The 13,329-nt window shown below is 65.1% G+C and carries 13 protein-coding genes; 2 read left to right on the top strand and 11 right to left on the bottom strand.

Annotated elements, in window-relative coordinates; all coding sequences use genetic code 11:
* Nucleotides 1–746: 746 nt before the first annotated feature.
* Nucleotides 747–1,265: a hypothetical protein gene (locus ACZ5AC_RS08985; protein ID WP_464247284.1), complete on the bottom strand. Its 519-nt coding sequence runs from the start codon at nucleotides 1,263–1,265 to the stop codon at nucleotides 747–749.
* A 272-nt stretch (nucleotides 1,266–1,537) separates the two neighbouring features.
* Between ACZ5AC_RS08985 and ACZ5AC_RS08980 the strand changes: the two genes are divergently transcribed.
* On the top strand, nucleotides 1,538–2,077 hold the full coding sequence (locus ACZ5AC_RS08980; protein ID WP_464247283.1) for a YeeE/YedE thiosulfate transporter family protein: 540 nt from the start codon (nucleotides 1,538–1,540) through the stop codon (nucleotides 2,075–2,077).
* Entirely contained in the window at nucleotides 2,077–2,607 is a 531-nt protein-coding gene (locus tag ACZ5AC_RS08975; RefSeq protein WP_464247282.1) for a DUF6691 family protein, read from the top strand. Before ACZ5AC_RS08980 ends, ACZ5AC_RS08975 begins: the two co-directional genes overlap by 1 nt.
* A gap of 180 nt (nucleotides 2,608–2,787) precedes the next feature.
* On the opposite strand, the gene ACZ5AC_RS08970 is transcribed toward ACZ5AC_RS08975, so the two are convergent.
* The 10 genes from ACZ5AC_RS08970 to ACZ5AC_RS08925 form a co-directional block, all read right to left on the bottom strand.
* On the bottom strand, nucleotides 2,788–3,807 hold the full coding sequence (locus ACZ5AC_RS08970) for a molybdopterin-binding protein (RefSeq protein ID WP_464247281.1): 1,020 nt from the start codon (nucleotides 3,805–3,807) through the stop codon (nucleotides 2,788–2,790).
* A gap of 14 nt (nucleotides 3,808–3,821) precedes the next feature.
* On the bottom strand, nucleotides 3,822–4,436 hold the full coding sequence (locus tag ACZ5AC_RS08965; protein WP_464247280.1) for a nucleotidyltransferase family protein: 615 nt from the start codon (nucleotides 4,434–4,436) through the stop codon (nucleotides 3,822–3,824).
* A complete protein-coding gene (yqeC, locus tag ACZ5AC_RS08960) occupies nucleotides 4,433–5,203 on the bottom strand; it encodes a selenium cofactor biosynthesis protein YqeC (protein ID WP_464247279.1) in 771 nt (256 codons plus the stop codon). Before yqeC ends, ACZ5AC_RS08965 begins: the two co-directional genes overlap by 4 nt.
* Nucleotides 5,200–6,000, bottom strand: coding sequence for a selenium-dependent molybdenum cofactor biosynthesis protein YqeB (gene yqeB, locus ACZ5AC_RS08955; RefSeq protein WP_464247278.1), 801 nt, complete (start codon nucleotides 5,998–6,000; stop codon nucleotides 5,200–5,202). Before yqeB ends, yqeC begins: the two co-directional genes overlap by 4 nt.
* 51 nt (nucleotides 6,001–6,051) lie before the next feature.
* Nucleotides 6,052–7,449 (bottom strand): NADPH-dependent glutamate synthase, encoded by a 1,398-nt coding sequence (gene gltA, locus ACZ5AC_RS08950; protein WP_464247277.1) that lies wholly within the window; start codon nucleotides 7,447–7,449, stop codon nucleotides 6,052–6,054.
* Nucleotides 7,446–8,285, bottom strand: coding sequence for a sulfide/dihydroorotate dehydrogenase-like FAD/NAD-binding protein (locus tag ACZ5AC_RS08945; protein WP_464247276.1), 840 nt, complete (start codon nucleotides 8,283–8,285; stop codon nucleotides 7,446–7,448). The genes gltA and ACZ5AC_RS08945 overlap by 4 nt, the downstream gene beginning before the upstream one ends.
* 166 nt (nucleotides 8,286–8,451) lie before the next feature.
* Nucleotides 8,452–9,324, bottom strand: coding sequence for a SphA family protein (locus ACZ5AC_RS08940; protein WP_464247275.1), 873 nt, complete (start codon nucleotides 9,322–9,324; stop codon nucleotides 8,452–8,454).
* Between the two features lie 52 nt (nucleotides 9,325–9,376).
* Nucleotides 9,377–11,716, bottom strand: coding sequence for a xanthine dehydrogenase family protein molybdopterin-binding subunit (locus ACZ5AC_RS08935; RefSeq protein ID WP_464247274.1), 2,340 nt, complete (start codon nucleotides 11,714–11,716; stop codon nucleotides 9,377–9,379).
* Entirely contained in the window at nucleotides 11,713–12,210 is a 498-nt protein-coding gene (locus tag ACZ5AC_RS08930) for a (2Fe-2S)-binding protein (RefSeq protein WP_464247273.1), read from the bottom strand. The genes ACZ5AC_RS08935 and ACZ5AC_RS08930 overlap by 4 nt, the downstream gene beginning before the upstream one ends.
* 12 nt (nucleotides 12,211–12,222) lie before the next feature.
* A complete protein-coding gene (locus tag ACZ5AC_RS08925) occupies nucleotides 12,223–13,092 on the bottom strand; it encodes an FAD binding domain-containing protein (protein WP_464247272.1) in 870 nt (289 codons plus the stop codon).
* Between the last annotated feature and the right edge of the window lie 237 nt (nucleotides 13,093–13,329).

The raw sequence follows: 13,329 nt of genomic DNA, 5'->3' as shown, positions 1-13,329 counted from the left end.
TTTCTCGCCCTCGCGCTCTCGCTCTTCCAAATCTTCCGTAAAAACGAATTCATGACCTCCCCCTTGCAATGAACCCCGCCATTGCTGCCCGCAATCACTCTGCTTCAAAAAATCTGGCGACATCGTGCTCCGATATTCCGCTGGCCGGCCGGGAATCCCGGTCCGACGCTCTGGTGCGCGGCATGGTTTGGGGCATGTGTCGTGTCTCCTGACTGAAATGATCGGAAATCTACCAGACGGCGCCGTTGGACTTGGATACGGAGACGGGAGAGGAGAATTTGGCCTGTATTGTCAGGCGAATACAGATGGAAGAGGAAGAGTTTTGTCCGTAGTTAACAGATTTTTATAGTTTCCATACCGCTCTACAAAATATTCGTCAATAGGGTTTTCAGATTTTTTGTGTTTGGTCGAATCATTCAATACATCTGGATAGATATAGTTCTGGTTGTATTTATAAACTGAGTAGTTATAGGTCATACATTTTTTGTATGACCTATGAATTTCTTGTCGCAAAATGGAATGGCGCAGGATTTAATTCTGGTTGTTACGTTTTATGGCAGGGATATGTGGCTGGCGATGGGTAAAAATGAATTAGATGCATGCCGTGTTGGCATGACGTTACTGTTTATATTGTGTCAAGGACGTGTGACTTTTGTGTCTGCAAGGCATGTTTTCTGTGATATATGAGATTCATTGTGGATTGTTCACCCAGATTTTCTGCGGCCAGATGTGTTCAAAGAGCAGTGTCAAAGCTGGCTTGGATTTTTTTGCGGCTCGTTCTTTGACGGTGCGTTGGCCTGAAAGGCTATGCTGACGCTTCTGTTGTCAGTTCCTTTTCGGTTGTCGAGGACGAGATAGTAGTCGTCCAACTCTGGGATGGTCACCGTGAAGGAAAGTTTCCTGTCCAGCCGGCCCATGAAGAGCGGCCGGGAGGAGCTGACATAGCCCTTGGTGTTGACCATGGCCACGACAATGCTTCCCGTGCTTTCAATTTGTACGTCGACGACGGCCCCCTTGGGCAGCGTCTTCAGGCGAATGGATTTGAACGTGCCCGGGGCGATTTCGATGTTGACCATGGCGGATGCGGCCAGTGACAAGGATGCTGATGCGAGCGCAAGGATGATCAGAATCACATGCGTTGTCTTGCTCATCAAGATTGCTTTCGTGCAGCGCAAACTCATTTGTGTGTCCTCTGAACAGGTCTGTGCGGACAAATTGCCGACCTGACGTGTCGCATGGGCGGCTTGAGGCGTTGTCGCATACATAGACGGGTCGCCTTTTACGGGATGCTGCGACATTCCCTACAGCATAATCCGTGTGCAGGGAATGGGACCGCCGCAAGGAGTCCGGTTTTTTTCGAGGCACGTTGTACGCTCAAACCTTGCCACGGGAAATAATTCTGTCAGAGAAGAGATGAAATCCCATTCATTTGGGGCTCCACTTTTTCCCTATTGTTGGGTATGGTTTATCTCAAGCGGCATGCGCGCCGCCCGGCGGCGCTCGGTTTCGACTTTCAATCTTTCAGGAGGGAACACGAATGCAGGCAAACAGGAACGACGGCGGCTGGAGCCCGTATCTGGCCGGGGCGCTGGTGGGCGTGCTGGCCATTCTTTCGGCCTACGCCACCACGGTCTGGCTGGGCAAGACGACCTATCTCGGCGCCTCGACGACCTTCGTGCGCGGGGCGGGCATCATCGAGAAGCAGGTCGTGCCGGAACGCGTGGAGGCCAACGAGTATTTCACCAAGGAGAAGGTCAAGGTCGACTGGCAGTTCATGCTGGTGCTGGGCATCTTCGCCGGCGCGTTCATCGCGTCGTCCACGGACAAAAGCTTCAGGCTCGAAGGCGTGCCCCCGGTCTGGAGGGAGCGCTTCGGCCCGTCGGTGGGCAAGCGGGCCGCGGCCGCCTTTCTCGGCGGCGTCGTGGCCATGTTCGGGGCGCGCATGGCCGACGGCTGCCCCAGCGGGCACGGCTTGAGCGGCATGATGCAACTCTCGGTCAGCGCCTTCGCGGCCCTGGCCATGTTCTTCGGGGTCGGCATCGTCGTGGCGGCGATGGTCTACGGGAGGAGGAAGTGATGGACACTGCGCAGATCATGGGACTGGTGACCGGCATTCTTTTCGGGTTCCTGCTGCAGAAGGGGCGCGTGCTGCGTTTCGAGAAGCAGGTCGGGGCCATGCTCCTCAAGGACATGACCATCCTCAAGTTCATGCTCTCGGCCATCATGGTCGGCATGGTCGGGGTAACCCTGTTGGCGGACGCGGGCGTCATCGCCCTCGGCCACAAGCCCATGAACGTGGGCGCCATCGTGGTCGGCGGCGCGTTGTTCGGCGCGGGCTGGGCGGTCATGGGCTTCTGTCCGGGAACGTCCGTGGGCGCCCTGGGCGAGGGGCGCTGGCACGCCGCCTTCGGCATCGCCGGCATGCTCGCCGGCGCGGCCCTCTACGCGGAACTCTACCCGCTGATGAAGGCCACTGTCCTGTCCTGGGCCGACCTGGGCAAGATCGGCCTGCCCGAAACCCTGGGCGTGTCGCCCTGGGTGGTCATCATCGTCTTCATCGCCGTGGCCCTGGGGCTTTTCCGCTGGTTCGAGAGCAGGGGGCTGTGAGGGGGAAGGCGGCGGGGGCCTGGACGATATGGACGAAATGGACGGTATGGACATTTCCTGAGCTGAGTTTTGTAAGGGCCAGCTCTGCCGAGAGGTCCTGGGCAGCCATCAGGTCCATGACGTCCATCTCGTCCATCACGTCCATTTCGTCCATTGAGCCCTTCCTTCCCCCCGGCCCTGTCACTTCCCGAAGCCGCAGGCCGGGTAGTGGCAGGTGCCGCAGTTTTCGCACAGGCCGCCGTGGCCCAGGGCCACGATGTCGCCACGCGTGAGGCGCTCCCCGGCCAGGATGCGGGGTACCACCAGGTCGAAGATGCTGGCCTTGTAGTACATGACGCAGCCGGGCAGACCCAGGATGGGCACATCGCCCAAGTAGGCCAGCATGAACATGGCGCCTGGATAGGTGGGTGCGCCGTAGGAGACGACCTCGGCCCCCGTGGCGCGGATGGCCGCCGGGGTCTGGTCGTCGGGGTCCACGCTCATGCCGCCGGTCACGGCGATGAAGTCCGCGCCCTGCCGGATCAGGGCCGTGATGGCGTCGACGGTCAGGTCGACGATGTCGGACACGAAGACCTGGTCCACGACCTCGCTGCCCAGGTCGTCGAACTTGGCGCGCAGCAGGAGGCCGAAACCGTCCTTGATGCGGCCGTGGAAGATTTCGCTGCCCGTTGTCACCACGCCGACCTTGGCGCGCCGCAGCGGTTTGACCTCGATCAGGGGGGCGTGTTCGGCGCAGACCGCCTCGGCCGCGCGCATGAGTTCCTCGGGGACGACCAGCGGTATGACCCGCGTGCCGGCCAGGACGCGGCCGGGGCGCACGCGCTGGTGGCGGTGGATGGTGCTGAAGGTCACGTCCTCGATGGAATTGAGGCGCATGAGCCCGTCCACGTCGATGCACAGCAGGCCGTCCTCTTCGGCCGTCAGCGTGACCTTGCCTTCCCGGGGGGCGCTCAAGGCGATGCCGCGCCCGGAGGCGGCGCGGGCCAGGCGGACGGCGGCCGTGTCCTCGTGCACGTAGCCGTCGGCCGGGTCGAAGACGTACAGGTTGGCCTTGCCGATATCGAGCAGCACGGGGATATCCTCCTCCCGCACCACGTGCCCGCGCCGGAAGGCCGGGCCCTTTTCGCCGCCCGGCACGATCCGGGTGATGTCATGGCAGAGCACTGTTCCGACAGCGTGTTCGACAGCGATGGTCTTCATGTCCTTCTCCTCGTTCAGGGTCTGTGAACATCTTGGGCAGCCTGCCGGCGCATGGCCAGCAGGGCCAGGTAGTCATCCATGGTGTCCACGTCGCGAAGCACGGCGGGGTCACCGATCTCGAATTTCTGCACATGCCGGGCGTTGTCGCGCAGCAGGTGTCGGGCACCGACGTCGCCGGTCAGCCCCTGCGCATCGCGCATCAGCTCGCGGCCGATGATGGCGGGGTTGCCGGGACGGCCCTCGTGGACCGGCACGAGGGCCGAGGGGCGTTCGGCCAGAAAGCGTGTCACGAGTATGTCGATGAGCGGGGCGCCGATCAGGGGCTGGTCCCCGAGAAGGAACATGACGCCGTCGGCGTCGGGCCCGTGGGCGAGGCCGGCGCGAACCGAAGTGCTCTGGCCGGACGCGAAGTCGGGGTTCAGCACAATGTCGACGCCGCGCGCGTCGATCCGAGACAGGATCTCGGCATGGGCGTTGCCGAGGACCAGCGCGAGATGCGCGAGGGTCGAGGCCCGGGCCGCATCGATGACGTGCTGCAGCAGCGGCCGGCCGTGGAAGGGCAGGAGCTGTTTGACCGCGCCCATGCGCCGTCCGAGCCCGGCGGCCAGGATCACTCCCCGCACGTTCATGCCCGGACCTCCATGACGCACGGCGTGCGTCCGGCCGAGCCGATGCAGGCCCGACGGGGCATGGCGCCGGCATCGCGCAGCAGGTCGAGTATCGCGCGTCCGTGTTCGAGGGCCTGCGGGGCGTCGGCCTGGTTCAGCCAGAGGAGCCTTTCAGCCCCATGCGGGGCGTCCTTGAACAGACCCTCGGGGTGGGCGCAGACACGGGCGACGGAAGCCGGGGTGACCGGGGCTCCGTAAGCAAGGCCGCTCAGTTCCGCGTATCGTGCGCTCCGGCAGACGTGCCGTTCGTCCAGGGGCGTTCCGATGCCCGTCAGCCCCGCCACGGCCAGGACATGGGTGCTGCGGCCGGGAACGACAGGCTCGTGCGCGGCCGGGGCCTTGAGGGGCAGGCAGCGCGCGCCGTCGGCCTCGACCAGGATCCAGTCGAAGATTTCCGCGTCCAGCAGTCTGTGGATGAATTCCGGCGATAGCCCCATGAGCTTGCCGTTCTCCATCGCCCAGGCGATGCAGACCGGTCGACCCGGGGCCGATGCGTCCCGGCAGTCGTCGAGGAGGGCCTCGTTGTTCTCGGCCAGGATGAGACGGGCCTGCCGCGGTTCGGGGGGAAATATCCTCGTCGTGGTCGTGCAGGCCACCCGCAGCCCGCGTTCGGACAGTTCCGCGGCCAGGCGGTACATGGTCGTGGTCTTGCCCCCCGCGCCGACGATGGCCAGCAGACCCCGCTCGGACAGGGCCAGGGCATCGGCCATGGATTCGGGCCAGGTCAATTGAACGCCCTCATGATGCACTCGAGCACCGCCCCGCCGATGGCGCGGCCCTTGTCGGAGATGGTGTGCAGGTAGGCGATGTCTCCGCGCGGGTCGATGTCCCCGAGCTTGAGGCCCTGGGGCACATGGCCGTTGGGCCGGATCTGTCCGCGCAGGAGTCCGGAGATCTCGGCCGTGACGGGCGAGCCGTCGACCCGTCCCAGGATCTGTCCCTTTTTCACCTGGTCGCCGAGCGAGCAGTCCCAGACCAGCTTGCCCGGCACGGGCGCACGCAGGACGCGCTCTTTCGAGAACCCGCCGATGGTGCCGGGAATGCCCGTGTTGGGGGCCGCCATCCCTGCGGTGATGATGCGCCCCAGGTCGTGGCCGCGGTTGGTCTCGACGACGAGGTGCGCGTCCTTCCCGGCCTCGAAGCCCGGCCCCAGGCCGACGACCAGCGGTGCGTCGTGGACGCTGGTTCCCAGGTTGCGCTTGGCGATGATGGCGTCCACGAGCGCGTCGGGACGGATAACCTCAAGGCTCCGCCATTCGGGGTCCACCAGTACGGGCACGTCGCCTGCGGCCCAGGCCGCCTCGATCTCTTCGGGCCCTTCGATGCGCACGCCGCGCACGTCCTCGACCATGCAGGAACCGTCGTGCACGGCCTCGCAGAAGCTGACCGTGCGCCGCACGGCCAGGGGGTGCGCCGTCTCCAGGATGACGATGCGGCGCAGTCGCGCGTGGTACAGCCGCCAGACGATTGCCGAGGCCATTTCACCGCCGCTCTTGATGGCGATGACCCGTTCGTTCAGGTTCATGGCTCCTCCTCGTGATTTCGGGAACGGGGGAGGGTTGGCCTCCCCCGGTTGTCACCAGCCCCAGGTCAGGTATTCGTGGATGGAGTCGGCAGCCTTGCGGCCCGCGCCCATGGCCAGGATGACCGTGGCCGCGCCGGTGACGATGTCGCCGCCGGCCCAGACCCCCTTCTTTCCCGTCTTGCCCGTGTCCGCGTTGGCCGTGACGTAGCCCCACCTGTTGAGGGGCAGGTCCGGGGTGGAGCGGGTCAGCAGCGGGTTGGCCCCGGCGCCGATGGCCACGATGGCCAGGTCGCACTCGACGACGAACTCCGAGCCCGGCACCTCCACGGGCCGCCTGCGCCCCGAGGCGTCGGGCTCACCCAGTTCCATGCGGATGCACTCGATGCCCGTCAGGCGCCCCTTGTCGTCGCCCAGGTAGCGCACCGGGTTGCACAGCAGTTCGAAGTTGAGCCCCTCCTCCTCGGCGTGGTGGATCTCGGCCTTGCGGGCCGGCATCTCGTCGCGGGAACGGCGGTAGACCAGGCTGACCCTGTCCGCGCCCAGGCGCATGGCCGTGCGCGCGCTGTCCATGGCCACATTGCCGCCGCCCAGAACGGCCACTTGCTTGCCGCGCGGGATGGGCGTGTCCACCTCGGGGAAGAGGTAGGCCTTCATCAGGTTGGCCCGCGTCAGGTACTCGTTGGCCGAGAGCACGCCGACGAGGTTCTCGCCGGGAATGCGCATGAACTTGGGCAAGCCGGCGCCCACGCCCAGGTACACGGCGTCGAAGCCCTGCTCGAAGAGCTCGTCCACGCTCACGGTGCGGCCCACGACCACGTCGCACTCGAGCTTCACGCCCTGGGCCTGCAGGCAGGACACCTCGGCGGCGACGATGTCCTTGGGCAGCCGGAATTCCGGGATGCCGTAGACGAGCACGCCGCCGGGCTTGTGGAAGGCCTCGAAGAGGCTGACCTCATGGCCCTTGAGAATCAGGTCGCTGGCCACGGTCAGGCCCGACGGCCCCGAGCCGACCACGGCCACGCGCTTGCCGGTGGCCGCGTCGCGGGACGGCAGTTCGCAGACATGGTGCTGCCGCTCCCAGTCGGCGGCGAATCGCTCCAGGTTGCCGATGGCCACGGCCTCGCCCTTGCGTCCCAGCAGGCAGTTGCCCTCGCACTGGACCTCCTGGGGACAGACCCGGCCGCAGACGGCCGGCAGGCTGTTGCGCTCCCAGATCTTGCCGATGGCCTTGTCGAAGTCGCCGGCGGCCATGTGCTTGATGAAACCGGGAATGTCGACATTGACGGGACAGCCCTGCACGCAGGCCGGGCTCTTGCACTGCAGGCAGCGCGAGGCTTCGGCCACGGCCTGTTCCGGGGTGTAGCCCAGGGGGACTTCCTCGAAGTTGCGGGCCCGGACCAGGGGCGGCTGCTCGGGCATGGCCTGTCGCGGGGTTTTGGCGGTGCTCATGCGTTGCCTCCTTCTTCCCACTTGCAGCGCTCGTGGCTGCAGCGTTCCTGTTCGGTGTAGGCCCGCAGGCGCAGGATCAGCTCGTCGAAGTCGACCTGGTGCCCGTCGAATTCCGGCCCGTCCACGCAGCCGAACTTCGTCTCGCCGCCCACGGTCACGCGGCAGCCGCCGCACATGCCCGTGCCGTCGATCATGATCGGGTTGAGGCTGACCATGGTCGGCACGCCGTAATCCTTCGTCATGAGGGACACGAACTTCATCATCGGCACCGGCCCGATGGCCACGACCTGGTCCACGCCGCCTGCGTCGAGCTTCTCCTTCAGCACTTCGGTCACGAAACCCTTGCGGCCGTAGGAGCCGTCGTCGGTGCAGACGTGCAGCTCGCCGGAGGCCAGTCCCATCTTCTCTTCAAGGATGAGCAGGTCCTTGTTGCGGGCGCCGATGATGGAGGTGACAGAGCAGCCGGCCTGCTTCATGCCGCGGGCGATGGGGTGCAGCACGGCCACGCCGGTGCCGCCGCCCACGCAGACCACCTTCTTTCCGGGCTCGATGTGCGTGGGCTGGCCCAGGGGGCCGATGACGTCCTGGTAGGCTTGGCCGACCTTCAGGCGCTTGAAGAGCTCCGTGCTTTTGCCCACGACCATGTAGATGACGGTCACGGTTCCCTTGTCGGGATCGGTTTCGGCCATGGTCAGGGGGATGCGCTCCCCGTTCTCGTTGGCCTTCAGGATGAGGAACTGCCCCGGCCTGGCCTTGGCCGCGATGCGCGGGGCCTCGATCTCGTTGAGGATGACCGTGCCGCCGGCCATCTCCTCGCGGTTGACTATGGTGAACATGGCTTCGTTCCTTAGCAGAGCGTTGAAAAACGGCGATCTGCTGCGTCAGCGGAAAAAGCCAGACCGCTGATGTATGCGCAATACACTGCGCGTCCTGGCTTTTTCCGCTTCCTTGCATCTCACCATTTTTGAACGCCCTGCGAATATTGAATTTTTCAACAGTCAGTTAGAATGCTTTCATGATCATGAGGGTGGTCACGTTGCCCTGGGAGTTGACCTTGTTCTCGAACTCCCACAGGGACCGCAGGGACACGCCCAGGCCCCAGTCGGGCACGAAGACGCTGACTTCCGGGCCCACGGCGTAGGCCTCCTCGCGGTCGTCGGACGTGCCGGGGCCGCTGTCGTCCGTGACCTGCCAGCGGCAGTAGCCGGCCAGGCCCACGTCCCAGATCTTGGCCAAGGTTTTGCCCAGGCCCCACTCGAAGTGGAAGTCGTTGCCGTAGGTCACGTCCGTGTCCTCCTGCTCCGAGTGGATCTCGTAGCGGGACAGGATGGAGGCCGACCAGGTCCGGGCCTCGTCGAAATAGAGGGTCGCGCCGGCCGTGAGCATGCCGGTCCAGAAGCCCTTGCCGGGACTGGCCGGCTCGTCGTCCTCGAAATCGCCCGTGGGCAGGTACACGCCCACGCCCAGGGCCGCGTCGTACCGCGGACCGTGCCAGGCCAGGATGGCGGGCTCGATGAGGATGTCGCCCAGCCCGAACTCGTTGTCGTCGAAAAGCGTCATGCCGCCGGCCTTCATGGAGATGTCGGTGTAGACCAGGGGCACGCAGATGTCGGCCACGACGTTTGCGCCGAGGATCTCGATGTCCGAGGAGTACACGAGGCGGTTTACCAGGGCGTAGACGTTCACGTCGAAGTCGACGTCGATCTCGTCGCCGTGTTTGTCGCGCAGGTCGTCGGCCGTGTAGAAGAGGTTGTACATGCGCCAGTATAAGCCCTGCGGCGGAAGGGTCGCGGCCTTGATGCCCTCGGCGCCGTTCACGTAGTGCCCAGATCCGGCCAGGGCCGCCGTCACGGCGGCAAAGAGCAGTTTCTTCATGTCGCCCCTCCAGGGGGAAGCGGCGCAGGGGACCGCCCCTGCGCCGTCGTGTTTATGAGTTCAGGGCCTTGAACACGCGTTCCGGGGTCATGGGAATCTGCTTGAAGCGGTAGCCCGTGGCGTTGGCCACGGCGTTGGCGATGGCCGAGGCCGGGCAGACCAGGCTGCACTCGCCCGCGCCCTTGGCGCCGAACGGCCCCGTTGGGTCGTGCGACTCGACGATGATGGAGTGGATCTCGGGCATGTCCTCGGCCGTGGGCAGCATGTAGTTGTGCATGCTGTACTGCTGCTGGCGGCCCTTGTCGTTGTAGGTGATCTCCTCGCTCAGGGCGTAGCCGATGCCCTGGGCCGCGCCGCCCTCGATCTGGCCCTCGACGATCATGGGGTTGATGGCCCGGCCCACGTCGTGGGCGGCGGCCAGCTTGACGACCCGGACCTGTCCCGTGCGCGTGTCGACCTCCACCTCGGCGAAGCAGGCGTGCCACGGCGGGGCGTTCTCGGGCACGATGCGGCCGACGCCGATGAATTGTTTATTGCGGACGTGGGCGTGGTAAGCCAGTTCCTCAACGGTCACGGAGTTGCCCTTGCCCTCCTTGACCTCCTCGAGCTGGCACAGGCCCGAGCCCGAGCACTCGTCGAGGCTCCCGGCAACCGGCGAGATGACTCCGCCTTTGATCTCCAGACGTTCGGGCGCGATGTTGAAGTAGCCGGCCGCGTATTCCAGCAGCTGCTTGCGGGCGTCGGTCGCGGCGGCCTTGATGGCCGTGCCGGCCGCGTAGCAGGTGCGGCTGGCGTGGCTGCCGATGTCGAAGGGCGTGCCCAGGGTGTCGCCGTAGGTCAGGCTGATGCTGTCCATGCCTATCCCCAGGGTCTCGGCCGCGATCTGCACCAGGCTCGTGCTCGTGCCCGTGCCGATGTCCGGCACGCCCGAGGCCACGTGGGCCGAGCCGTCGGGCTGGATGGTCACGTAGGCGTTGTCGTAGTCCACGCAGAAGGGCCAGGCGTTGCTGACGTGGGTGCCCACGGCCATGCCCAGGCCGCGCAGTTTGACCGCGCCGGGTTCGTTCAGCTTGCCGCGCCGTTCCCAGCCGATGCTCTCGGCGCCCTGGCGCATGCACTCGGCCAGTTCCGTCGTGCCGCAGGGGTACGGCAGGCACCACGGGTCGCCGGCCTTCATGATGTTCTTCCGGCGCAGTTCGAGCGGGTCCATGCCCAGCTTCTCGGCCATCATGTCCACGACCTGCTCCATTGCCAGGTTGCCCTGGGGGTTGCCGAAGCCGCGCATGGCGCCGGCGCTGGTGCGGTTGGTGTACACGCTGTGGCCGAAGTAGCGCTGGTGCGGGATGCGGTAGATGGCCAGGGTCATGGCCCCGCACACGCCGGGCAGCTCCGCGCCGAAGGTGCAGAAGGCGCCCGTGTTGAAGACGCCCTTCATGTCCAGAGCCTGGAACGTGCCGTCCTTCTTGGCCCCGAGCTTGACGGTGACGTAGGCCGCGTGGCGCGTGTCGGAGGCGATGAAGTCCTCCTTGCGGGTGTAGACCAGCTTGACCGGCCGCTTGGCCAGCAGGGCCAGGCCCATGGCGATGGGCTCGGCCTTGCCGCTCAGGCCGATGCGCACGCCGAAGCCGCCGCCAACGTAGGGGGGCGCCAGGACGCGGATCTTGCTGGCGGCGATGCCGAAGATCTGGCCGAGGATGGCCCGCGACGGGTGCGGGGTCTGGGTGGTGGACCACACGGTCACGTCGCCGTTGCCGTCGACCTGGGCCACGGCGGCCTGGGTCTCCATCTGGACCTGCTTCTGCACGGGCAGTTCGAAGGTCTGCTCGACGATCACGTCGGACTCGGCCAGACCCTTCTCCACGTCGTTATAGGGGATCTTCACGATCTCGGCCGGGATGTTCCTGCCTTCGGGCGTGCAGCCCTTGCCGGCGTGCAGTTCGGGCGCCTCGGGCTTCATGGCCTCCAGGGCGTCGAACACGGCGGGCAGGATCTCGTACTCGACCTTGATGAGCCCAAGGGCCTTCTCGGCGATGGCCTCGCTCGTGGCGGCCACGGCGGCCACCTCGTCGCCCACGTGGCGGACGATCTCGTCGAAGAGGTACTGGTCCAGCACGCGCTCGAGCTGCGGGATGGTCAGGAACATGGGCACTGCGGCGTTGAAGAGGTTCTTGGGTCCGTTCTTGTGGGTCATGACGGCCTTGACCCCGGGCAGCTTCTCGGCCTCGGAGGTGTCGATGGACACGATGCGGGCGTGGGGGTGCGGGCTGCGCAGGACCTTGGCGAAGAGCATGCCCGGCAGGAAGATGTCCGTGGTGAAGAGGCCGCGACCCGTGGTCTTGTCCACGCCGTCGCGCCTGTTGACGCTTTTTCCGACATATTCGAACTGGCTCATAGCTCTCCTCCCTTGACCGCAGAGGCCCGAAGTTGACGCGCGGCGTCTTCCACCGCGTCCTCGATTTTGACGTAGCCGGTGCAGCGGCAGATGTTCCCGCCGACCGCCTCGCGGATCTGCTCCTTGGAGGGGGACTTGTTCTTGTCCAGAAGGGCCTTGGCGGACATGATCATGCCCGGCGTGCAGAAGCCGCACTGCACGGCGCCCTTGTCGATGAAGCTCTGCTGCAGCGGGTGCAGGCCGCCCGGGCCCTCGACGCCTTCGATGGTCTGGATGTCCGCGCCCTGGGCGCGCATGGCCGGGATGAGGCAGGCGTTCATGGCCTTGCCGTTGAAGATGATGGTGCACGCGCCGCACTCGCCCTTGCCGCAGCCGCGCTTGGTGCCCGTGAGGTGCATTTTCTCGCGCAGCACGTCGAGGAGCATCTCCGCGGGGGAGACGGCCATCTCGACGACCTCGCCGTTCAGTCGGAATGAAATGATCTGGTTCGGCATGTTCTTCCTCCGTTATGCTTTGCGGGCGTCTTCGACAGCCGCTTGAAGGACCCGTTCGACGAAAACGGGCAGGACTCCCATCCGGTATTCCTTGGAGCCGCGGATGGCGCTGCTGCGGAACATGGCCTGGTTGCGGGCCAGCTGTCCGGCTTCGGTCATGGTCGCGGCGGTGACCGGGGCGCCCTTGAGGAAGGCCTCGGCGTCCAGGGCATGCTGCGGACCGGCCCCTACGGGGGCGATGATGAGCCGCGCCCACTCGAATTTGTCGCCGTCGAGGGCGACCATGGCCGAGACGGCCAGCATCGGCAGGGCCAGGGCCTTGCGCTGCTCCATGCGCAGGTAGGCCGAACCCTGGTTCTTCTGCTTCACGGGAAATTTGACGTGGGTCACGACCTGGCAGCAGCTGTCGATGCAGGACAGGCAGACGCCGGCGTACATGTCTTCCAGCGGCATGGACTGCATGCCCTCCTGCGTGGTCACCTCGGCCGTGGTTTCCAGGCAGGCCAGGGCCACGGCGGCGTCGGCGGCCGGGTTGCCGGTCACGATGTTGCCGATGATGGTGCCCATGTTGCGGATCTGCAGGGAGCCGACCTTGCGGCAGGCCTGGGCCAGGGCCGGGGCGTGCTGCAGGATGAGCTCGGACTTGGACGCCTGGGCGTGGGTCACGCTCGCGCCGATGCGGATGAACCCGTTCTCCTCCGTGATGTTCTTGAGTTCCGCGATCTGGGTCAGGTCGACCAGCACGTCGCAGGTGTTCTTGCCGTCCTGCAGCTCCAGCATCAGGTCCGTGCCGCCGGCGATGATCCGGGCCTTCCCCCTGTTGGTGCTGAGGACCGTGACCGCTTCGGATACGGTCGCCGGGAAAACGTAGTTTTGAACCATAACTGTCCTCCGTGGTGTTTTCGAACGCGGCCGGGATGCCGGTGCCGAAATTCGATCCTTGTATAGGAAGGAACGTGCCAGGTTGTATGACAGTGCAACATGTTGAAATATAAGAATGGAGCGGGCGAGAAAAGAAAAAGGCCATAACTTTTGTTATGGCCTGGGTGAGGCGAGATGCAGTGGGAAAATCAATTCAGATCATGGTTTCGCATAGATGGGGTCATCTATTCCCCGGGT

The sequence above is a fragment of the Desulfomicrobium aestuarii genome (genome assembly GCF_055385525.1).
The sequence above is the reverse complement of the archived record's forward strand: the minus strand, read 5'-3'. Positions and strand labels throughout refer to the sequence as shown.

Excerpts from the sequence above, each read along its gene's own strand:
- ACZ5AC_RS08985 (WP_464247284.1), bottom strand. The coding sequence starts at position 1,265 with ATGTATGCGACAACGCCTCAAGCCGCCCATGCGACACGTCAGGTCGGC.
- ACZ5AC_RS08980 (WP_464247283.1), top strand. The coding sequence starts at position 1,538 with ATGCAGGCAAACAGGAACGACGGCGGCTGGAGCCCGTATCTGGCCGGG.
- ACZ5AC_RS08975 (WP_464247282.1), top strand. The coding sequence starts at position 2,077 with ATGGACACTGCGCAGATCATGGGACTGGTGACCGGCATTCTTTTCGGG.
- ACZ5AC_RS08970 (WP_464247281.1), bottom strand. The coding sequence starts at position 3,807 with ATGAAGACCATCGCTGTCGAACACGCTGTCGGAACAGTGCTCTGCCAT.
- ACZ5AC_RS08965 (WP_464247280.1), bottom strand. The coding sequence starts at position 4,436 with ATGAACGTGCGGGGAGTGATCCTGGCCGCCGGGCTCGGACGGCGCATG.
- yqeB (WP_464247278.1), bottom strand. The coding sequence starts at position 6,000 with ATGAACCTGAACGAACGGGTCATCGCCATCAAGAGCGGCGGTGAAATG.
- gltA (WP_464247277.1), bottom strand. The coding sequence starts at position 7,449 with ATGAGCACCGCCAAAACCCCGCGACAGGCCATGCCCGAGCAGCCGCCC.
- ACZ5AC_RS08945 (WP_464247276.1), bottom strand. The coding sequence starts at position 8,285 with ATGTTCACCATAGTCAACCGCGAGGAGATGGCCGGCGGCACGGTCATC.
- ACZ5AC_RS08940 (WP_464247275.1), bottom strand. The coding sequence starts at position 9,324 with ATGAAGAAACTGCTCTTTGCCGCCGTGACGGCGGCCCTGGCCGGATCT.
- ACZ5AC_RS08935 (WP_464247274.1), bottom strand. The coding sequence starts at position 11,716 with ATGAGCCAGTTCGAATATGTCGGAAAAAGCGTCAACAGGCGCGACGGC.
- ACZ5AC_RS08930 (WP_464247273.1), bottom strand. The coding sequence starts at position 12,210 with ATGCCGAACCAGATCATTTCATTCCGACTGAACGGCGAGGTCGTCGAG.
- ACZ5AC_RS08925 (WP_464247272.1), bottom strand. The coding sequence starts at position 13,092 with ATGGTTCAAAACTACGTTTTCCCGGCGACCGTATCCGAAGCGGTCACG.